Origin of the sequence: Synechococcus sp. CCY 0621 (genome assembly GCF_019038465.1) — a bacterium.
GTDB lineage: Bacteria > Cyanobacteriota > Cyanobacteriia > PCC-6307 > Cyanobiaceae > Cyanobium.
On sequence record NZ_JAFKRH010000028.1, the window covers coordinates 1 to 19,066 of the forward strand.

The 19,066-nt window shown below is 65.5% G+C and carries 17 protein-coding genes; 5 read left to right on the forward strand and 12 right to left on the reverse strand.

The window, feature by feature from the left end; genetic code table 11:
* Positions 1–161: 161 nt before the first annotated feature.
* Both KUG43_RS08600 and clpS read right to left on the reverse strand, forming a co-directional pair.
* Positions 162–989, reverse strand: coding sequence for a CPBP family intramembrane glutamic endopeptidase (locus KUG43_RS08600; RefSeq protein ID WP_353617980.1), 828 nt, complete (start codon positions 987–989; stop codon positions 162–164).
* Positions 990–1,388 carry an ATP-dependent Clp protease adapter ClpS gene (gene clpS / locus KUG43_RS08605; protein WP_502988595.1) on the reverse strand — a complete coding sequence of 133 codons (399 nt, stop codon included), beginning with the start codon at positions 1,386–1,388 and terminating at the stop codon, positions 990–992.
* A 312-nt stretch (positions 1,389–1,700) separates the two neighbouring features.
* On the opposite strand from clpS, the gene KUG43_RS08610 reads away from it, so the two are divergent.
* The gene (locus KUG43_RS08610; RefSeq protein WP_216908118.1) at positions 1,701–3,557 is read left to right on the forward strand and encodes a hypothetical protein; all 1,857 of its coding nucleotides are present in this window, start codon (positions 1,701–1,703) and stop codon (positions 3,555–3,557) included.
* A 54-nt stretch (positions 3,558–3,611) separates the two neighbouring features.
* On the opposite strand, the gene KUG43_RS08615 is transcribed toward KUG43_RS08610, so the two are convergent.
* Positions 3,612–4,838, reverse strand: a complete 1,227-nt coding sequence (locus tag KUG43_RS08615) for an LL-diaminopimelate aminotransferase (RefSeq protein WP_216908120.1) — start codon at positions 4,836–4,838, stop codon at positions 3,612–3,614.
* Positions 4,839–4,931: 93 nt separating this feature from the next.
* Here KUG43_RS08615 and KUG43_RS08620 point away from each other — a divergent pair, with 93 nt between their 5' ends.
* The 3 genes from KUG43_RS08620 (at position 4,932) to KUG43_RS08630 (ending at position 10,639) form a co-directional block, all read left to right on the forward strand.
* Positions 4,932–7,577, forward strand: a complete 2,646-nt coding sequence (locus KUG43_RS08620; RefSeq protein WP_216908122.1) for a TIGR03960 family B12-binding radical SAM protein — start codon at positions 4,932–4,934, stop codon at positions 7,575–7,577.
* Between the two features lie 376 nt (positions 7,578–7,953).
* Positions 7,954–9,966, forward strand: coding sequence for an Rne/Rng family ribonuclease (locus KUG43_RS08625; RefSeq protein ID WP_216908124.1), 2,013 nt, complete (start codon positions 7,954–7,956; stop codon positions 9,964–9,966).
* The gene (locus KUG43_RS08630) at positions 9,953–10,639 is read left to right on the forward strand and encodes a ribonuclease HII (RefSeq protein WP_216908163.1); all 687 of its coding nucleotides are present in this window, start codon (positions 9,953–9,955) and stop codon (positions 10,637–10,639) included. Before KUG43_RS08625 ends, KUG43_RS08630 begins: the two co-directional genes overlap by 14 nt.
* Here KUG43_RS08630 and KUG43_RS08635 read toward each other — a convergent pair.
* On the reverse strand, positions 10,578–11,090 hold the full coding sequence (locus KUG43_RS08635) for a DUF1997 domain-containing protein (protein WP_216908126.1): 513 nt from the start codon (positions 11,088–11,090) through the stop codon (positions 10,578–10,580). The two genes, KUG43_RS08630 and KUG43_RS08635, sit on opposite strands and share 62 nt — an antisense overlap.
* Before the next feature lie 55 nt (positions 11,091–11,145).
* Between KUG43_RS08635 and pheA the strand changes: the two genes are divergently transcribed.
* A complete protein-coding gene (gene pheA, locus KUG43_RS08640) occupies positions 11,146–11,991 on the forward strand; it encodes a prephenate dehydratase (protein WP_216908128.1) in 846 nt (281 codons plus the stop codon).
* Here pheA and KUG43_RS08645 read toward each other — a convergent pair.
* The 8 genes from KUG43_RS08645 to KUG43_RS08680 all read right to left on the reverse strand — a co-directional run bounded on the left by KUG43_RS08645 (position 11,957) and on the right by KUG43_RS08680 (position 19,049).
* Positions 11,957–12,994: a methyltransferase domain-containing protein gene (locus tag KUG43_RS08645; RefSeq protein ID WP_286194568.1), complete on the reverse strand. Its 1,038-nt coding sequence runs from the start codon at positions 12,992–12,994 to the stop codon at positions 11,957–11,959. The genes pheA and KUG43_RS08645 overlap by 35 nt on opposite strands.
* A 3-nt stretch (positions 12,995–12,997) precedes the next feature.
* Entirely contained in the window at positions 12,998–13,666 is a 669-nt protein-coding gene (locus KUG43_RS08650; RefSeq protein WP_216908130.1) for an LON peptidase substrate-binding domain-containing protein, read from the reverse strand.
* A gap of 139 nt (positions 13,667–13,805) precedes the next feature.
* Entirely contained in the window at positions 13,806–14,126 is a 321-nt protein-coding gene (gene rpsJ / locus KUG43_RS08655) for a 30S ribosomal protein S10 (RefSeq protein ID WP_216908132.1), read from the reverse strand.
* Between the two features lie 131 nt (positions 14,127–14,257).
* On the reverse strand, positions 14,258–15,487 hold the full coding sequence (gene tuf / locus KUG43_RS08660; RefSeq protein WP_216908134.1) for an elongation factor Tu: 1,230 nt from the start codon (positions 15,485–15,487) through the stop codon (positions 14,258–14,260).
* A gap of 42 nt (positions 15,488–15,529) precedes the next feature.
* Positions 15,530–17,605 (reverse strand): elongation factor G, encoded by a 2,076-nt coding sequence (fusA, locus tag KUG43_RS08665; protein WP_216908137.1) that lies wholly within the window; start codon positions 17,603–17,605, stop codon positions 15,530–15,532.
* A 112-nt stretch (positions 17,606–17,717) separates the two neighbouring features.
* Positions 17,718–18,188, reverse strand: coding sequence for a 30S ribosomal protein S7 (gene rpsG, locus KUG43_RS08670; RefSeq protein WP_015109449.1), 471 nt, complete (start codon positions 18,186–18,188; stop codon positions 17,718–17,720).
* A 64-nt stretch (positions 18,189–18,252) separates the two neighbouring features.
* Entirely contained in the window at positions 18,253–18,627 is a 375-nt protein-coding gene (gene rpsL, locus KUG43_RS08675; RefSeq protein ID WP_015109448.1) for a 30S ribosomal protein S12, read from the reverse strand.
* Between the two features lie 86 nt (positions 18,628–18,713).
* Positions 18,714–19,049 (reverse strand): AIR synthase, encoded by a 336-nt coding sequence (locus tag KUG43_RS08680; protein ID WP_216908138.1) that lies wholly within the window; start codon positions 19,047–19,049, stop codon positions 18,714–18,716.
* Positions 19,050–19,066: the final 17 nt, after the last annotated feature.

Consider the following 19,066-nt stretch of genomic DNA (forward strand, 5'->3'; position numbering starts at 1 on the left):
GAGTAGCAGTAATCCCGTGGTGGCAATTAACTCCTCGGGTGCATTGGCTCTGGAATCGTCCTTTGGTCTTGATCTCAACGGGGATAGTTTGATCGGCTCTTTAGGTCCTGTCATTGTGTGAGCTAGGCCCGGCATAGTTATTCTTGTCTTCAGCCATTCATTCACTCATTGTATTGTCGCCGGGTGGTATTTAGTTGTGGCCCCTTGCTGAGAACCCACAGCAAAGCCCCCAGCCCCAGCCAACCCACCACCCCACCGATGGGGTTGGGATGGGCACCACCCGGACCCGCCAGCCAGGCAGAAGCCGTTGGGGCCAGGTCCAGCAAGCCGCCCTGCAGCAGAAACCAGCCTCCCACCAGGCCTCCGTGCAAGCCCACAGCCCCCCACAGCACACCGCCATCGGCGCGCCGTTGCAGGGCCAGGGCCAGCCCCAGCATCGTCAGGCCGCCCAGCAGCCCCACGGCACCGACGGGACCCAAGTTGAAGCGGGTGTGCACAAGGCTGAAGACCAGAGCCTGGCCCCACAGGGCAGGGCTGGTGCCCAGATGCAGTTCCAGTTCCCCCCAGAGCCAGCCGCGGAACAGCAACTCCTCGGCGAATCCCACACCGAGTAACAGGGCCATCCCATTGAGCAGTTGGGGTGCGCTGAGTGATCCGTGCCAGAACGCCTGACCGCTGGTCAGAAGGACAACGGTCACCAGGGCCAGCAGCAGGCCTGCCTTGAGCAGCCCCCGCAGGAAAGCCTGCGCAACCAAGGCGGGGGCCGCCGTGACCCCAAGCCGGCGCCACGGTCTTCTCTCTGCCCAGACCCGCTGGATGCGCAGGGGCAGGCTGAGCAGCAACAGCAGCAGCGCCAGTGCTGTGCCGACCAGATCCAGCCGATCGCGAGGGATCGCTGGTGTCAGCAGCCCCAGCGGCTGCACCAACAGCCAGCCCAACCCGTAAAGCATCGGCACGTAAAGCAGGGTGCCAATCCAGCGGGGGCGCACTCAGGCCTCCGGTTCGATCGTGCTGGTGAGGCCCTTGGCCTTGAGGGTTTCGCTGTAGAACTCCGCCGGCTCCAGATCGCAGACGATCACCAGTCCCACGCCGGTGTTATGGGCTTCCAGCATCACGGCGATGGCATCCTGCTCGCTCAGGGAGGGCACCACCTGGCGCAGGGTATTCACCACGTATTCCATGCTGTTCACGGGATCGTTGTGAAGCAGCACCTTGTAGCGGGGCGAGGTCTTGCGCACCCGCTCCGGCGCCTTCTCGATCACGGCGGCGCCCCCCGGGGATCGGGTGGGGGTTTCGGTCGCCGCCGGGTTTTCGTTCAGGAACCCGGAGCGGGGGCTCAGGAGCCACGAAGCGTGGGGAGGTTGGCGACAGGGCTGAAGGACGGACATGGACGGAGCCGTCAGAAAGGTTTTCAAGTTTAGGGAGCAACCCAGCAAGGATGGACTCCTCATGCCCATCGGAGCAAAGCCAGAGGCAATGCTACGGGAGCGCATTTCATCGGTTTTCTCCTCTGGAACATGGTCAACCCTACCCATGACATTCCCCCTTAGAGAGAGATGCCTAACATTGTGTGGTATTCATGTCCCAACTGGCCGCTCAAGATGGAGAGGCTTAATTGATTGCTAATCATTGCGAATCTAGGCGTTATGCAACTCAGCCGTCTTCGAATAAAGCCTGGGCTGCTCGGCTGCTTGGCACTGATGCCGGCTGGTCTGGCTCTGTGGTTCGTGCTGGTGCGGGGATTGCCTATCCCAGTAGGGGATCAATGGTGGGATACGACTTACCTGGTCATCAAGGCTCGAACCAATGACTTGCAAATTGAAGACTATCTCATGTTCTACGAGGGGCATCGGCCTGCGCTGATCCGCATGCTGGCTGTCGCTTCTGTCTATCTAAGTGGTCATTGTCTATTTATCCTGAATCTGACGACTTGGTTTGTTGCGGTTATCAACCTTTGTCTGTTGTGGATTCTCTTCTCTCCTGCCGGTCTTCCAGGCGTGCATCTGACGCCCAATGTGAGGTCGTTGGCGATGCTGCTCTTTTCGCTGATCTTGTTCACTCTCTACCACCAACAAGGCTGGATTGATTACTACTTTTCGACCTATTCTCTTAGTTTCCTTTTCTTGCTGGTTTCAGCGGTTGTCATATCGAGATCTTCCGGTGGATGGTTTTCACTTCTCCTGTTGATTTGTCTTGCGATACTTTCTTGCTTATCGCTGGGGTTGGGCCTTGGAGTTTGGGTCGCCACTCCCATCATGGCCTTGGGATTCCCTAAGTATAGAAAGCCTGAATACCTACTGCTTTGGGCGTTGGCTGGGTGCCTGTTCCTCTATTGGTACGCTCATCCGTTGTTGATTCAGAAGAGCCTCTCTGCGCTAAAAGTCTGGCCCTTGCAAGGATCTTCTGGGAACGTTCAGAATCTTCGCGCAGATCTGGTGTATCTGCCGATAAAGATACTCGCCGCGATGACGCGATTTGTGTCATTCTTTCTGTCGCGAAGATTTATGGGCACGACAGGTCTTTGGGACAAGGTCTCGATCATGCTCTCCTTGGCTGCGTTTGGTCTCCTTGTATGCAACCTGGTGAAGCTGTTCAGAGCGAATCACTCGGAAGTTTCTTCCTTATGGGGAGGTCTGGCCGCTTTTTCCTTGATTGGCTCCATTTTAATCTATGCGAGCAGAGGAGACTTACTGCCTGCTGAAAGGCACAGTCCTTGTAGCGACGGATTCTGGTTGGCTCTTGTTGCGACAACACTAGTTGTTGGTATTGATAAAGCTGGCGCTTCCCCGTCGGCGGCGCGCTTCCCAGTGACGGGGGTCTTTCCCTGGTTGATTCTTTCGTTAGTAAGCGTGGCGAGCGTGGTAAAAGATGTATTCGTCCTCCTTGCTCCTCCGACCTTTCCAGAATCTTGTATTCGTTGTGCGCGAGATTATGCTTTCAGCAGAGATCAGTGCTTGAGAAGTTGTTTCCGGTATGCAGATGAGCAAAGCCTTTATCAGATGACGCTTCTCGGTCTTGCTGGCCTGAATTCAGAGAATCCACCTTTCCGTATCAGCTCCACAGGGCCGTCAAAAGTGGTTGTGATGATGCCCGACCGATTCACGGCAGAGATCGTCTTGCGAAGTGCGTTTGGCTCGTCCTTGAACAAATCGTTCTCATCTTACTCTCCTGCGAGAGAACAATGGAAGAAGCCGCATGCCGCTGGATCTTTCTACGAAGACCATCGCGCCCTGCCCAAACAAAGTCTTGCCAAGAGTCAATACTTTACGAGTCTTGAAACGTTGGTACGGCACGTCTTGCTTTCCCGTTCAGGGGATAGGCCCATTCTTGTGCTCTCCGCTGATGAAGTAGAGGCCGAGGCCGGAATGCTGTCTAGAGAGCTGCAGCGTATCGGATGGAGAATGAGGACTTCAGAGATTTACAGACTATCTCCAACTTCCAGGGGATTTCATCTGACATGCTTCTCTTCCGCGCGATCTGCCTCCGACTCGAATGTTGGAGATGAGTGTGCGGGAGTCCAACTGAAAGCTTTCCGAGGGATTCGTAGCTCGAATTGATTATGCTTTCAATCGATGCCCGAAGTGTAGCTTTGAACTGGTATCTTCTGAATCTCAAAGCTCCCGGATCCGGCGCATCGCCTCGTCGACGTTGGCGCGGGAGTTGAACGCCGACAGGCGGAAATAGCCTTCTCCGGCGGCCCCGAAGCCGCTGCCTGGGGTGCCCACCACATGGGCCTTGCCGAGCAGATGGTCGAAGAAGCCCCAGGAATCCAGTCCGTCGGGGGTCTTGATCCACACGTAGGGGGCCTGCTCGCCGCCGTAAACCTGCAGCCCGGCGGCCGCCAGTTCACGGCGGATGATGGCCGCATTCTCCATGTAGAACCCAACCAGGGCCCGCACCTGTTCCTGGCCTTTCGGGGAGTACACCGCCTCGGCCCCCCGCTGCACGATGTAGCTCACCCCGTTGAACTTGGTGCTCTGGCGCCGGTTCCACAGACCCCACAGCTCCACCGGCTCGCCGGCCGCCGATCGGCCGGTGAGCCCCCGGGGCACCACGGTGAAGGCGCAGCGGGTGCCGGTGAAGCCGGCGTTCTTGGAGAAGGAGCGGAACTCGATCGCGCAGCGTCGCGCCCCTTCGATCTCGTAGATGGAGTGGGGCAGCTCGGGATCGGTGATGAACGCCTCGTAGGCGGCGTCAAACAGGATCAGGGCGTCGTGGGCCAGGGCATAGTCCACCCATTGCTTCAGCTGCTCCTGGGTGGCAACGGCACCGGTCGGATTGTTGGGGAAGCAGAGGTAGATCAGGTCGACCGGCTGCTCCGGCAGGGGGGCGACAAAACCGTTGGCGGCGGTGATCGGCAGGTAGGTGAGTCCCCCATAGCGTCCGCCGGCGTCGGCCTCGCCGGTGCGGCCCGCCATCACGTTGCTGTCCACGTACACCGGGTAGACCGGATCGGTGACGGCGATGCGGTTGCCGGCCCCGAGGATGTCGAGGATGTTGCTGCTGTCGCACTTGGAGCCGTCGGAGACGAAGATCTCCTCGGCGCTCACCTCGCAGCCGCGGGACTGGAAGTCGTGGCGGGCGATGGCCTCCCGCAGCCAGGCGTAGCCCTGCTCGGGACCGTAGCCGTGGAAGCCCTCCCTGGTGCCCATGGCCTCAATGGCCTGCTTCATCGCCTCGCGGCAGGCCGCCGGCAGCGGTTCGGTGACGTCGCCGATGCCCAGGCGGATCACGGGAGCCTCGGGATGGGCCTCGCTGAAGGCCTTGACGCGTCGGGCGATCTCGGGGAACAGATAGCCCGCCTTGAGCTTGAGATAGCTGTCGTTGACCTGAACCATGGGAGGGAAGCGGAAGGCGTGGCGGCTGGGCGTGGCGGCATCTTCCTATGGCGCGGTGCGGCCTGCCTACCATCGGTTTCCAGCCCGCAGGCCATGGCCTTGACCGTTGCGCCGATCGACTTCGCCGCGCTGGTGGACAGCAGCATCTCCCGCCCGGCCCGCTATCTGGGCAACGAGCGGGGGGTGGAGCCCCGGGACTGGTCGGCCGCCCGGGTGCGCTGGGCCCTCACCTATCCGGAGGTCTACGAGGTCGGCGCCAGCAACCTCGGCCACGTACTGCTCTATTCCATCCTCAACGCCGTCCCCGGCCAGCTCTGCGATCGCGCCTACCTGCCGGCGCCCGATCTGGCGGTCCGGCTGCGGGAGCGGAACGCGCCCCTGTTCGCGGTGGAAAGCCACCGCCCCCTGGCCGCCTTCGACATCCTCGGCTTCAGCCTCAGCTACGAACTCGGCGGCACCAACATCCTCGAGATGCTGGATCTGGCCGGCATCCCGATCCGTGCCGCCGACCGGGGCGACCTTCCCCTGGACGATCCTGAGGCACCGCCACTGATCTTCGCCGGCGGACCCACCGCCACCGGTAACCCCGAGCCCTTCGCGCCGTTCTTCGATTTCCTGGCCCTGGGGGACGGCGAGGAGCTGCTGCCCGAGATCGGCCTGGTGGTGGCCGAGGGTCGCGCTGCCGGCCTGGGCCGCCGGGCCCTGCTGCGGGATCTGGCCGAGGTGCCGGGGGTCTACGTCCCGTCCCTGTATGCGCCAGGGCCCGATGGGGTGAGCCTGCTGCCGCTGGAGCCCGGCCTGACCCCCCGGATCCAGCGGCGCACCGCCACCCCCATGCCCCACTACGCCATGGGCCTGGTTCCCCACATCGAAACCGTCCACGACCGGCTCACCGTGGAGATCCGCCGCGGCTGCACCCGTGGCTGCCGCTTCTGCCAGCCGGGGATGCTGACGCGCCCGGCCCGGGATGTGGAGCCCGAGGCGGTCATCGAGGCGGTGGAGGAGGGCATGCTGCGCACCGGCTACAGCGACTTCTCCCTGCTCTCCCTCAGCTGCAGCGATTACCTGTCCCTGCCGGCGGTGGGGGTGGAGCTGCGCAACCGGCTGGCGGAACACAACGTCAGCCTCACCCTGCCCAGCCAGCGGGTCGACCGCTTTGACGATTCCATCGCCCACATCCTTGGCGGCACCCGCCGGGCCGGGCTCACCTTCGCCCCCGAAGCAGGCACCCAGCGCCTGCGGGACATCGTCAACAAGGGACTCACCGATGCGGAACTGCTGCGCGGCCTCCGCACCGCCATGGAGAACGGCTACACCCGGGTGAAGCTCTATTTCATGATCGGCCTGCCGGGCGAGACCGACGCCGACGTGCTCGGCATCGTCGACACCTGCCGCGCGTTGCAGCATCAGTGCCGTGATCTGGGCCGGCTGCAGCTCAACCTGACGATCAGCAATTTCACCCCCAAGCCCCACACGCCGTTCCAGTGGCACAGCGTGTCCACGGCGGAGTTCCGGCGCCGGCAGCAGCTGTTGCGCGACGCCCTGAGGCCGCTGCGGGGCATCAAGACCAACTACACCGATGTGCGGCTGTCGGCGGTGGAGGACTTCGTCGGCCGCGGTGACCGGCGGCTGGCGCCGGTGATCGAGGCGGCCTGGCGGGCGGGAGCCGGTCTGGATGCCTGGTTCGAATCGGCCGAGCGCACCCATGCCGCCTGGACCGGCGCCATCGAGGCGGCTGGCCTGGGGGGCTCCTACCGCGCCCTGGAAATGGGCGGCTGGAGTGCGGCGGAGGCCTTCGCCGCCGGCGATCTCGAGGCCTTCTGCCGTCAGCCGCTCCCCTGGGACCACATCGATTCCGGCGTCGACAAGACCTGGCTGGCGGAGGACCTCCGTCGGGCCCTGGCGGCGGCGGTGGTGCCGGATTGTTCCTTCGAGGGCTGCAGCAGCTGCGGCGTCTGCGGCCCTGAGCTGGGCCACAACGTGGTGATCCCGGCGCCCCCGGTTCCGCCGCCGATCCCGCCACGGGCCCCGGCCAGCGAAAGGGTCTGCCGGCTGCGCTTCGGCTTCGCCAAGACCGGCTCCCTGGCCCTGATCAGCCACCTGGACACGCTGCGCCTGCTGGAGCGAGCCCTGAGGCGCAGCGGCCTGCCGGTGAGCTTCACGGGCGGATTCCACCCCCTGCCGCGGCTGCAGGTGGCGCTGCCCCTGCCCCTGGGGGTGGAGGGCCTGGGCGAGTGGCTCGACCTCGACTTCGCCGCCCCGATCGATCCGGAGACGGCCCGCCAGCGCCTGCAGGGGGAACTCAGCGACGAGCTGAGCTTGCATTCGGTCCAGGCCATGCCCCTGGCGACCCCTGGCCTGGCCCAGCAGATCCGCGCCGCCCACTGGCGGATGGCCCTGCTGCCGGCGCCCGGTCTGCCGGCTCCGGTGCCGTCCCAGTGGTCGGCTGCCATCGCTGCGCTGCTGGAGGCCACCACCCTGCCCTGGCAGGACCAGGACAAGAAGGGCCGCCCCCGCCAGCGGGACTGCCGCCCCTACCTGCTCGCCCTCCGGGCGGTGCCTCTGGAGGACCAGTTGCCGGGAGGGCCGGGGTTGGTGCTGGATCTGGAGGCCGCCGTGGATTCCCAGGGCCGCAGCCTGCGGCCCGAACATCTGCGCCATTGGCTGGGCGAGTCGCTGGGCCGGCCCCTGGTCCTGGGGCCGGTCCAGCGCCGTTGCCTTCGGCTGGACGCATGCTAAGTTCGCCCTAGACAGATACAGGAATCGCAGGGATCCTCCCCTTCGTCCTGCTCTGCCCAGACGCTTCTGCAACAGGGATGCTTTCTAGAAGCTCCTCCGCGTAAGCGCGATTTAAGTCAACACTGCTTGGTTCGGTCTTCGTTGCTTCGCATCGGGAAGGGACGTCATCCCTTCCGCCACGCTGCCGGCCCGACGACGTCTTATCCCTTCTCAGGCTCCTGGTTTCAGGAGTTTGTACCAGGCAAACAGCCGATTCCATTGTTACCGGAGTCCGGTCTGTTCCTTTCCAGTGGCTGCGCGACCGTCACGGTCGGCGTCCGATTCCTTCCCTCCACCTGCCCTCTGGCAGGGCTCCACCGAGCCCACCATCTCTTCCATGCCCCAGCAGATCGTCATCGCTGAGCAGTTGCGGATCGCCGCAGTGCTCAACGACGAACGCGTCGATGAACTGATCGTCGCCCAGGGTCGCTATCAGATCGGCGACGTCTACCTCGGCACCGTTGAAAACGTGTTGCCCGGGATTGATGCGGCGTTCGTCAACATCGGCGAAAGCGAGAAGAACGGCTTCATCCACATCACCGACCTAGGCCCGCTGCGCCTGAGGAAGGGAGGTGCCGGCATCACCGAGTTGCTCGAGCCCAGGCAGAAGGTGCTCGTCCAGGTGATGAAGGAGCCCACGGGCACCAAGGGGCCGCGGCTCACCGGCAATCTCTCCTTGCCGGGCCGCTTCCTGGTGCTCCAGCCCCACGGCCAGGGTGTCAACATCTCCCGGCGCATCAACGGCGAGAACGAGCGCAACCGGTTGCGGGCCCTTGGTGTGCTGATCAAGCCCCCCGGGGCCGGCCTGCTGATCCGCACCGAGGCCGAGGACGTCAGCGAAGACATGCTGATCGACGACCTCGAGGGCCTGCTGCGTCAGTGGGAGTCGATCCAGCAGGCCGCCGAGACGGCCTCGCCGCCGGTGCTGCTCAACCGCGACGAGGACTTCATCCACCGGGTGCTGCGCGACCTCTACAGCCCCGATGTGCTGCGGGTGGTGGTCGACAGCGCCGATGCGGTGGCGCGGGTCAATGCGTTCCTCGGCTCCGACCAGGCCAATCTCCTGGTGGAGCACCACGGCGAATCCACCGAGATCCTCGAGCACTACCGGGTCAACGCGGCCATCCGGGATGCCCTCAAGCCCCGGGTGGATCTCCCCTCCGGCGGCTACGTGATCATCGAGCCCACCGAGGCCCTGACGGTCATCGACGTCAACTCCGGATCGTTCACCCGCTCGGCCAACGCCCGCGAGACGGTGCTGTGGACCAACTGCGAGGCGGCGGTGGAGATCGCCCGCCAGTTGAAGCTGCGCAACATCGGCGGCGTGGTGATCATCGACTTCATCGACATGGAGTCCCGCCGCGACCAGCTGCAGTTGCTGGAGCACTTCACCCAGGCCTCCCGCGACGACACGGCCCGTCCCCAGATCGCCCAGCTCACCGAACTCGGCCTGGTGGAGCTGACCCGCAAGCGCCAGGGTCAGAACATCTACGAACTGTTCGGGCGGGCCTGCCCCAGTTGTGGGGGCCTGGGCCATGTGGCCGTGCTTCCCGGCAAGGACACCCTCCAGCCCCTGGCCACGGTCTCCGGCCTGGTGCGCTCGGCGGCTTCAGCCCGGGCTGAAGTGGCCAGCCCCGCCAATGGGGGGGGTGAGGTCGGCGGCAGTGGCCGGAGGCGGCGTGGCGGTCGTGGCGGCCGCGGTTCCGACGGGGCTGAGGCCCCGGTGGCGAGTGGTTTCGCCGAGGGCGTTGGCAACGGTGTCGCCGCCGTGCCTGTCTCCCAGGAGACCCTCCCCTCCACCGATGCACCCCAGCGCCGCCAGGAGCCCGAAGTGCTGGCCGTGCCGATGGACGCGGAGCAGGAGCTGGTCTATGGCTGGATGGGCCTGAGTCCGGCGCTGTTGCTGGATCCGATCCCCACGGGGGAGAGCCTGATGGTGCGCGTCGTCCGCCCGGACGCTGATCCGGAGGCCGTCATCGAGGAAGCCCGCCAGCAGCTGGCCGCCAGCGGCTCCCGTCGCCGCCGCCGCGGCAGGAACGGCGAAGGCCGCAGTGGTACCGGCGAAGCTTCGGAGGCTGCCGAGGTCTTCGACGCCCCCGACGTCTCCGACGCCTCAGAGGCTCCCGATCACCACGAGGTGATTCCCATTCTGGCGATCACCCCGGCACCGTTCGAATCCGAAGCCGTCGCCGAGCCCGCTGAGCTCGTCAGCGTGGCGCTGCCCAGACGTCGTTCCCCTGGCAGGGCCACACCGGTCGCGGCCCCGGTTCCGGTGGCCGCCGCCGAGGCGGCCACCAGTGAGGCCGGCGAACCGCGTCGTCGCCGGCGCCGTTCCTCTGCCTCGGACTGATCCGCACGGTCCTGACGCCCTCGGGAGCCCCGAGGCGTCGGTCTGGGGAGGGCTTGATCCCTCCTCCTGCGCCGGGGTCGACGAAGTCGGCCGGGGCAGCCTGTTCGGGCCTGTGTTCGCGGCGGCCGTGGTGCTGCCGGCGGCGGCCCTCGCTCCCCTGGTGGCGGCGGGTCTGAACGACAGCAAGGCACTGTCTGCCAGACGCCGGCAGGCCCTGGTTCCCCTGCTGCGGCAGCACGCGCTGGCCTGGGCCCTGGGGCAGGCCAGCGCCAGTGAAATCGACCGCTGGGGTCTGCGCCTGGCCACCGAATGGGCGATGCTGCGGGCGTTGCAGCGGCTGCCCCGGCCGCCCCTGCTGCTGCTGGTGGATGGGGTGCTGCCCCTGAGGCCGTGGCCCGCACCCCAGACCACCCTGGTGCGGGGTGATGGCCGCTGCGCGGCGATCGCCGCCGCCAGTGTGCTGGCCAAGCAGGAACGGGATGCCCTGCTGGCTCGACTGGCCCTGCGCCATCCCGGCTACGGACTGGAGCGCCATGCCGGCTATGGGACGCCCCAGCACCGGGAGGCGATCCTGCGACTGGGTCCCACCCCCCTGCACCGCCGCAGTTTTCTCAGCTCGATCGACACCAGCGCTGGAAGTCCCCCAGCAGCTGCTGACTCACCCGGGTCCTGATGCCCAGCAGGATGCCGCCGAGCACCGAGCGGCCCGTGGCCTCCAGCACCTTGGGGGGGATCAGTTGCAGCAGGGTGGGGCGGCTCACGGTCACCGAGAGGCTGGCTTCGCCGGTGAGGCCGCCGTCGGCCGCGGCAAGCCAGGAGCAGAGGCCAAGGCGGAAATCCTCCACCAGTCCCAGCCCCTCGAGCTGGCAGTCGAGGGCCTCCAGCTCCAGGCGCCCGTTGCGGCGCACGACCTGCAGCTCCACCACGGGCTGAATCCGGAGCTGGAACACCTTCACCTGGCTCACGGTGTAGCGGTAGCGGCCGGGGCCGAGGGGTTCGAGCTGGCTGGGGTCGAGCAGGGCCTGCACCACCCGCTGCTCGTCGTCCAGATAGGCGGGCAAGCGATCCGCTTCACTGATCACTGGAAGGTCAAGTTGCTGGCTGGCGCTGAAGGCCAGAGACATGGCCTGCGGGCCGGCAGGCCATGATCCTACCGATCACCCCAGACCGCCCCCCGCCATGCGTCTTGCCTTTCTCGGTCCCGTCGGCACCTACGGCGAGCAGGCGGCGCAGCGACTGGCGGGCCTGGAGGGCCTGGAAGGCGTCGCGTTCGTGCCCCAGCAGGGTATCCGCGCTGTGATCCGGGCCCTGGCCGAAGGGGATTGCGAACTGGCGGTGGTGCCGGTGGAGAACTCCGTCGAGGGGGGTGTCACCAGCTGTCTGGATGCCCTTTGGGAGCACCCGGACCTGGCGGTGGCCCGGGCCCTGGTGCTGCCCATCCGCCATGCGCTGCTGGGGAGTGGTCCGCTGGAGGGGATCAGTGAGGTGCTCTCCCACCCCCAGGCCCTGGCCCAGTGCAGCCTGTGGCTGGGGGAACAGCTGCCCCAGGCGTTGCAGCTGCCCACCAGCTCCACCGCCGAGGCGGCGCGATTGGTGCGGGGCAGCCGCTTCCGGGGCGCCATCGCCTCGCTGGAGGCGGCCGCCGAGCATGGCCTGGAGGTGCTGGCCTACCCGATCAATGACGTACCTGGCAACTGCACCCGCTTCCTGTTGCTGCGGCGCGGGGAACGCTCCCAACGGGGTCCCTACGCCAGCTTGGCGTTCTCGCTCCACTCCAACCGCCCCGGGGCCCTGTTGGAGTCGCTGGGCTGTTTCGCCCGGCAGGGGCTGAACATGAGCCGCATCGAGTCACGCCCCTCGAAGCGGGAAATGGGCGAGTACATCTTCTTCGTCGATCTCGAACTTCCCGAGGGAGCCTCCCCGTTGGAGGGGGCGATCGCCGATCTGACCCCCCTCTGTGAACACCTGGCCCTGTTCGGCGCCTACCCCCTCAGCAACCTCGCCGCCGAAGAGAAGACGCCCTGAGCGCTGGGGCTTGGTCAGCATCGCTGGGCGGCAAGGGGCCGCGGAAGACGCCGAACTGCATCAGACCGGTGCGGAAGGCCCAGTCCATCAACAGCAGTGTCGGGGTTTCCCGCAGGCCCTGAACCACGGCCCGCGGCCCCAGACCCAGCACTGCCCCGGGGCGGCGCACCCCCTCAACGATGGAATCCACCCATGAAGGCAGGGTGGCCGCGGTCCAGTCGGCGGTGCTGATCGGCAGACCGCGGTTCCAGGGGCTGGTCTCGAGGTTCCTCCTCAGGGAAGGAATGCTGGCGAATTCCGGATGGGCCCACTGGTCGAGCAGTTGGCGCATCACCCAACGCTCCAGCCGGTTCATGGGGGCGACGGCCGGATCGCGGCGGTTCCAGTCGGCCACCGCCAGGCAGCCCCCCGGCCGCAGCACGCGCAGCATCTCATCGGCGTAGCGCTGCTTGTCGGGCATGTGGGGGCCGGCCTCCACGCTCCAGACCGCGTCAAAGCCCGCATCGGCAGCTCCGTCCGGCAGATCCAGGGCCAGGGCGTCCATGACGGCGAAGCGGCAGTCCGGCAGGTCGGCGGGCGTGAGCTCCCGTGCCCTGGCGATCTGGGCCGGACTGATGCTGATGCCCAGCACCTGGAAGCCGTAGTCCCGGGCCAGGATACGGGCGCTGCCGCCGATGCCGCAGCCCACATCCAGCACCCGGCTGCCGGGGGGCAGACGGTCGAGGCCGCTCCAGCGGACCAGTTCGTGCACAAAGGCGGCCTTGGCGGCCCGGAAATCCCGTGGTTCGGCGGGATCGCCGTAATGCCCCAGATGCACGTGCTCGCCCCACAGACGCTCCAGCAGCCGGTCGTCCGTCCAGCGGTCGTAGGCGGCGGCAACGCTGGCCGCTGACAGGTAGGCCCTTGAGCGGCGCTGCCAGAGCCGGGCCACCAGGACCCCAACAAGCACACCCCCCGTCACCAGGAGGGGCAGCAGGACGCCGCCCGGGAACAGACTCGCCATGGTTCAGGCCTCGTTGTCGTCGTCGCCGAGGTTGGAGAAGGTGTCCTTGAGGACGGTGCGGGCCGCCAGTTGCCGTCGGGTCTGGTCCAGCAGTTCGTATTCCTGGCGCAGGCGTTCGCCGGTGTCGGTGATCTCCAGCAGGGCCTGCTGGTGATCGGCCACCGGCCCGCCGAGGTGGGCGCCGATCCAGAAGGAGAGTTCCCGCGGCAGATCAGGCAGGTCGGCGGGCAGCGACGAGGGCTTGCCGATCAGCTTGCCGGTGAGGTCGACGACGTCCCTGAGGGCCCGGGTGACCGTGCTGGTGAGCGTCTCGAGCTCCTCGTGGCTCTCGCTCACGGTGTCCTCGATCCAGCTGACCATGCCCACCCGGAAGGGCGTATCGCGCACGATGTCGAGGACCCGGAAGCGCTGCTGGCCCATCGTGACGATGTTGCTGCGGTCGTCGTCCTGGACCTGGCAGTGGAGGATCTCGGCGCAACAGCCGACTTCCGCCATGCGTTTGCTCTGGGGGTCCCAGCGCACCACGCCGAAGCGCCGATCCTCGGACATCGCCGTGCGCAGCATCATGCGATACCGCGGCTCAAAGATGTGAAGCGGCAACACCTCCTGGGGGAAGAGCACCACATCAGGCAGGGGAAACAGGGGCAATTCCCTGACGGCCAGATCAGTCACGCGCGGATGTTGCCGCTGGCGGCAGGGGGAGAGGGGCGATCGGGGGACGGCAACGAAAGGATCAACCAGAGCATCTCAAGTTTGAATCGATCCTAGAAACACCGACCCGCCGGGCGATGGCCGCATGGCCCCATCAGCATCAGAGCTTGACCTCGATGTCCACACCACTGGGCAGGTCGAGCTTCATCAGGGCGTCGATGGTCTTGGAGCTGGGGCTGTAAATGTCGATGATCCGGCGGTGGGTGCGGGTCTCGAAGTGCTCACGGGAATCCTTGTCGACGTGAGGCGAGCGCAGCACGCAGTAGATCTTGCGCTTGGTGGGCAGGGGGATCGGACCGACCGCCGTGGCAGCGGTGTGATCGGCAGTCTCGATGATTTTTTCGCAGGACAGATCCAGCATGCGGCGATCGAAGGCCTTCAGGCGGATGCGGATCTTCTGCTGGGGGATGGAAGCGGTCATCGGAAGGGAAGCGCGGGCGAAGGGCGGCGGCAGCGCCGCTGAAACGGATTGTCGAGGTGCACGGGGAACCGGTGGTTCCGAAAAGGGGAGCTTCTCTCAGGAGACGCTCCCCCCAGAGGGCTAGATCAGCCTCACAGAACGATCTTGGAGACCACGCCAGCACCGATGGTGCGGCCGCCCTCGCGGATGGCGAAGCGCATGCCCTGCTCGATGGCGACCGGGCAGATCAGCTCGGCGCTCATCTTGATGCGGTCGCCGGGCATCACCATCTCCACGTTGGTGCCGTCATCGGCGGTGAAGGCCGTGATCTGGCCGGTCACGTCGGTGGTGCGGATGTAGAACTGCGGGCGGTAGCCAGCGAAGAAGGGGGTGTGACGACCACCCTCTTCCTTCTTGAGCACGTAGACCTCACCTTCGAACTTGGTGTGGGGCTTGATGGAGTTGGGCTTCACCAGCACCATGCCACGCTCGATGTCCTCTTTCTGGACGCCGCGCAGGAGCAGACCGACGTTGTCGCCTGCCATGCCCTCGTCGAGCAGCTTGCGGAACATCTCCACGCCGGTGACGGTGGTTTCGCGCGTGTCGCGGATACCAACGATCTGGACGGTTTCGCCCACTTTCACTTTGCCGCGCTCGATACGGCCGGTGGCGACGGTGCCGCGGCCGGTGATCGAGAAGACGTCTTCGACGGCCATCAGGAAGGGCTTGTCGATCTCACGCTCGGGTTCGGGGATCGCCTCGTCGACCGCATCCATGAGGTCGAGGATTTTGTCGACCCACTCGTCTTCGCCACGCACGGCTTTCTTGCCGGCCTGGATGTACTCAAGAGCCTTGAGGGCGGAACCCGCGATCACGGGGATGTCGTCGCCAGGGAAGTCGTAGCTGCTCAGCAGCTCGCGCATCTCCAGTTCGACGAGCTCGAGGATTTCCTCGTCGTCGACCATGTCCTTCTTGTTCAGGAACACCACCAGCGCGGGCACGCCCACCTGCTTGGCCAGAAGGATGTGCTCCTTGGTCTGGGCCATGGGGCCGTCGGTGGCGGCCACCACCAGGATGGCGCCGTCCATCTGGGCGGCACCGGTGATCATGTTCTTGACGTAGTCAGCGTGGCCGGGGCAGTCGACGTGGGCGTAATGACGCTTGTTGGTCTCGTACTCGACGTGAGCTGTGTTGATCGTGATCCCCCGCTCCTTCTCTTCAGGGGCGCCGTCGATCTCGTCGTAGGCCTGGGCCTTGGCCATGCCCTGCGACGCCAGCACGTTGGTGATGGCGGCGGTGAGGGTGGTCTTGCCGTGGTCAACGTGACCGATGGTGCCGATGTTGACGTGAGGCTTGTTCCTCTCGAACTTCTCGCGTGCCATGGAAGGAAAGAATCGGGGGGGTGGGTTGGATGGAAAGAAAGATCAGGAATTGCCCTGATTCTTGGAGATGATGGCTTCCGCCACATTGCGAGGGACTTCCTCGTAATGGCTGAACTCCATCGAGAAGATACCCCGACCCTGGGTCATGGATCGGAGCTGGGTGGCGTAGCCGAACATTTCGGCCAGAGGCACTTTGGACTGGACTTTGGACTGTCCGTTGTCGACGGACTGTCCTTCGACCTGACCGCGGCGGGAGGAAAGGTCGCCGATGACCGAACCGAGGTAATCCTCGGGGACCTCGACCTCAACCTTCATCATCGGCTCAAGAAGTACGGGATTGCACTTCTTGACGCCATCTTTGAAGGCCAAGGAACCGGCGATCTTGAACGCCATCTCCGAAGAGTCGACGTCGTGATAGGAGCCGTCCACCATGGTGACCCGGACATCGATCATGGGGAAACCGGCAATCACACCGGACTGGCAGGTTTCCTTCATGCCGGCTTCCGCCGGACCGATGTACTCCTTGGGAACAATGCCGCCAACAATCTTGTTGACGAACTCGAACCCTGAACCCGGCTCGCCGGGCTGCATTTCGATCACCACATGGCCGTACTGGCCCTTACCTCCCGTCTGGCGGGCGAACTTGCCCTCACCCTTGGCGCTGCCGCGGATGGTTTCCCGGTAGGACACCTGGGGGGCACCGATGTTGGCCTCCACCTTGAACTCCCGCAGCATGCGGTCGACCAGGATCTCCAGGTGCAGTTCGCCCATGCCGGCGATCACGGTCTGGTTGGTTTCCGGATCGGTGGAGACCCGGAAGGTGGGGTCTTCCTCGGAGAGGGACTGCAGGGCCTTGCCGAGTTTCTCCATGTCGCCCTTGGTCTTGGGCTCCACGGCCACGGAGATCACCGGTTCGGGGATGAACAGGGATTCCAGAATGATCGGGTCGGAGTCGACGCAGAGCGTGTCGCCCGTGGTGGTGTCCTTGAGGCCGAGCACGGCGCCCAGGTCGCCGGCCCGCAGCTCGTCCACCTCCTCGCGTTCATCGGCCTTGAGCAGGATCAGGCGTGAGATGCGCTCTTTTTTGTCCTTGGTGGAGTTGAGCACGTAGCTGCCCTTCTGCAGCACGCCGCTGTACATGCGGACGAAGGTGAGCTTGCCGTAGGGGTCGGCCATGACCTTGAAGGCCAGGGCACTGAAGGGAGCGCTGTCGTCGCAGGCACGGGTGGCTTCGCTGCCGTCGGCCAGGAGGCCATGGATCGGCGGCACATCAACGGGGGCGGGCAGGTAGTCGACCACCGCATCGAGCACCAGCTGGACACCCTTGTTCTTGAAGGCGGAACCGCAGAGGATCGGCACCATGCCGTGTTGCAGCACCCCGAGGCGGATGCCACGCATCAGCTGCTCCTGGGTGAGCTCACCGTTCTCGAGGAAGGCTTCGATCAGCTCTTCATCAGTTTCGGCCACCGACTCCATCAGCTTCTGGCGCCACTCGGCCGCCTCGTCCTTCATGTCGGCCGGAATCTCCTCTTCGAGGATGTCGGTGCCGAGATCATTGGTGTAGATGATCGCCTTGTTTCGCACCAGATCGATGATGCCTTTGAGGTCACCCTCGGCACCGATCGGCAGCTGGATCGGCACGGCGTTGGCCTTGAGGCGATCCTTGATCTGGTCGTAGACCTTCAGGAAGTTGGCGCCGGTCCGGTCCATCTTGTTGACGAACACGATCCGGGGCACGTTGTAGCGATCGGCCTGACGCCAGACGGTTTCCGACTGGGGCTGCACGCCACCGACGGCACAGAACACCGCGACGACACCGTCGAGCACCCGCATCGAGCGTTCCACCTCGATGGTGAAATCGACGTGGCCAGGGGTGTCGATGATGTTGATCCGGTTGTCCTTCCAGCTGGTGGAGATGGCGGCGGCGGTGATGGTGATCCCCCGCTCGCGCTCCTGCTCCATCCAGTCGGTGACGGCGGCGCCATCGTGCACCTCACCCATCTTGTGGACCACGCCGGAATAAAACAGAATCCGTTCGGTCGTGGTGGTCTTGCCCGCGTCGATGTGAGCGGCGATACCGATATTTCTGACGCGTTCCAGGGGGTAGGCGCGGGCCACGGGAAAGTTCTCCGGGGGTGGGTCGACGAAAAGCGGGCGTAACTTTACAGAACGACGTTGGTTCGATCTGCAGGAACCGGATCAGCCCAGGGATCCGGCCCCTCTGGGCGGCTCAGTAGCGGTAGTGGGCGAAGGCCTTGTTGGCTTCGGCCATCTTGTGGGTCTCCTCCCGCTTGCGGACGGCACTGCCGGCCTCATTGGCCGCATCCATCAGCTCACCGGCCAGCTTCTGGGCCATGCTCCGGCCGTTGCGGGCCCGGGAGAAGTTGACCAGCCAGCGCAGCGCCATGGCGGTGCCCCGCTCCTGACGCACTTCCATCGGCACCTGGTAGGTGGCGCCCCCAACCCGGCGAGCGCGCACTTCCACCAGGGGGGTGGCGTTGCGGACCGCCGTTTCGAACAGGTCGAGCGGATCGGCACCGGTGCGCTCGTTGATCAGGGTGAAGGCATCGGACAGGATGCGCTGGGCCGTGGACTTCTTGCCGTGCTTCATCAGCCGGGCCACGATCATCGAGGCCAGGCGGCTGTTGAACTGGGGGTCCGGGAGAACCGGGCGTTTCTCGGCGGCGTTGCGGCGGGACATGGAACGGGGGGAGAAAAAGCGGGAGAGAGCTGGGCCGGCCGCGAAGAGCCGGGAGAACAAAGGCTCAGGCCTTCGGTGTCTTGGCGCCGTACTTGGAGCGGGACTGCCGCCGATCCTTGACTCCGGAGGTGTCGAGGGTGCCGCGGATGATGTGGTAGCGGACACCGGGCAGGTCCTTGACGCGGCCGCCGCGGATCAGAACCACCGAGTGCTCCTGAAGGTTGTGGCCGATGCCGGGGATGTAAGCCGTCACCTCGAACCCGGAGGTGAGGCGCACACGGGCCACCTTGCGCAGCGCCGAGTTGGGCTTCTTCGGGGTGGAGGTGTACACCCGGGTGCAGACGCCACGCCGCTCTGGGCAGGCGCGCAGGGCGGGCGACTTCGTCTTGCGGGTGAGACGCTGCCGCTCGGTGCGGATCAGCTGCTGAATAGTGGGCATCGAAGGCCGGGGTGCTGCTCGGTGTGGACAGGTCGGTTGTCCGACCGTTTCGACAATCCGACACCTTACTTCGTCGCCGTCCCCCCTCAGGTCTCGCGACTGAAGGCGGCCCCGCAGGCACAGCTGCGCACGCCCGGCCCGGGACGCACCAGAAACCCGCCGCCGCTGAGGTCGCCCCGATAGTCGAGCTGCAGGCCCTGCAGCAGCGGCAGTTGCCCAGCTGGGGAATAGAGGGTGATGCCGTCGGCCCGGGCCACGGGGGTGCCGGCCAGGTGACCGGGGCGCAGCCGGATCGCCCAGGCTTCGCAGGCGCCCTCCAGAAGCTCCAGGTGCATCAGCCCCGGGGTGCCCGCCACGGCCGCCTGGCGGCACAGCTCGGCGGCGGCGGCGGGGGTGAGGCGAAGGCTGTGGCCCCGGGGCACGGTGCAGTGGCGGATCG

Bases quoted from the DNA above. Each gene is read 5' to 3' on its own strand.
- clpS (WP_502988595.1), bottom strand. From the start codon at position 1,388: ATGTCCGTCCTTCAGCCCTGTCGCCAACCTCCCCACGCTTCGTGGCTC.
- KUG43_RS08610 (WP_216908118.1), top strand. From the start codon at position 1,701: ATGCCGGCTGGTCTGGCTCTGTGGTTCGTGCTGGTGCGGGGATTGCCT.
- KUG43_RS08615 (WP_216908120.1), bottom strand. From the start codon at position 4,838: ATGGTTCAGGTCAACGACAGCTATCTCAAGCTCAAGGCGGGCTATCTG.
- KUG43_RS08620 (WP_216908122.1), top strand. From the start codon at position 4,932: ATGGCCTTGACCGTTGCGCCGATCGACTTCGCCGCGCTGGTGGACAGC.
- KUG43_RS08625 (WP_216908124.1), top strand. From the start codon at position 7,954: ATGCCCCAGCAGATCGTCATCGCTGAGCAGTTGCGGATCGCCGCAGTG.
- KUG43_RS08635 (WP_216908126.1), bottom strand. From the start codon at position 11,090: ATGTCTCTGGCCTTCAGCGCCAGCCAGCAACTTGACCTTCCAGTGATC.
- pheA (WP_216908128.1), top strand. From the start codon at position 11,146: ATGCGTCTTGCCTTTCTCGGTCCCGTCGGCACCTACGGCGAGCAGGCG.
- KUG43_RS08645 (WP_286194568.1), bottom strand. From the start codon at position 12,994: ATGGCGAGTCTGTTCCCGGGCGGCGTCCTGCTGCCCCTCCTGGTGACG.
- rpsJ (WP_216908132.1), bottom strand. From the start codon at position 14,126: ATGACCGCTTCCATCCCCCAGCAGAAGATCCGCATCCGCCTGAAGGCC.
- tuf (WP_216908134.1), bottom strand. From the start codon at position 15,487: ATGGCACGCGAGAAGTTCGAGAGGAACAAGCCTCACGTCAACATCGGC.
- rpsG (WP_015109449.1), bottom strand. From the start codon at position 18,188: ATGTCCCGCCGCAACGCCGCCGAGAAACGCCCGGTTCTCCCGGACCCC.
- rpsL (WP_015109448.1), bottom strand. From the start codon at position 18,627: ATGCCCACTATTCAGCAGCTGATCCGCACCGAGCGGCAGCGTCTCACC.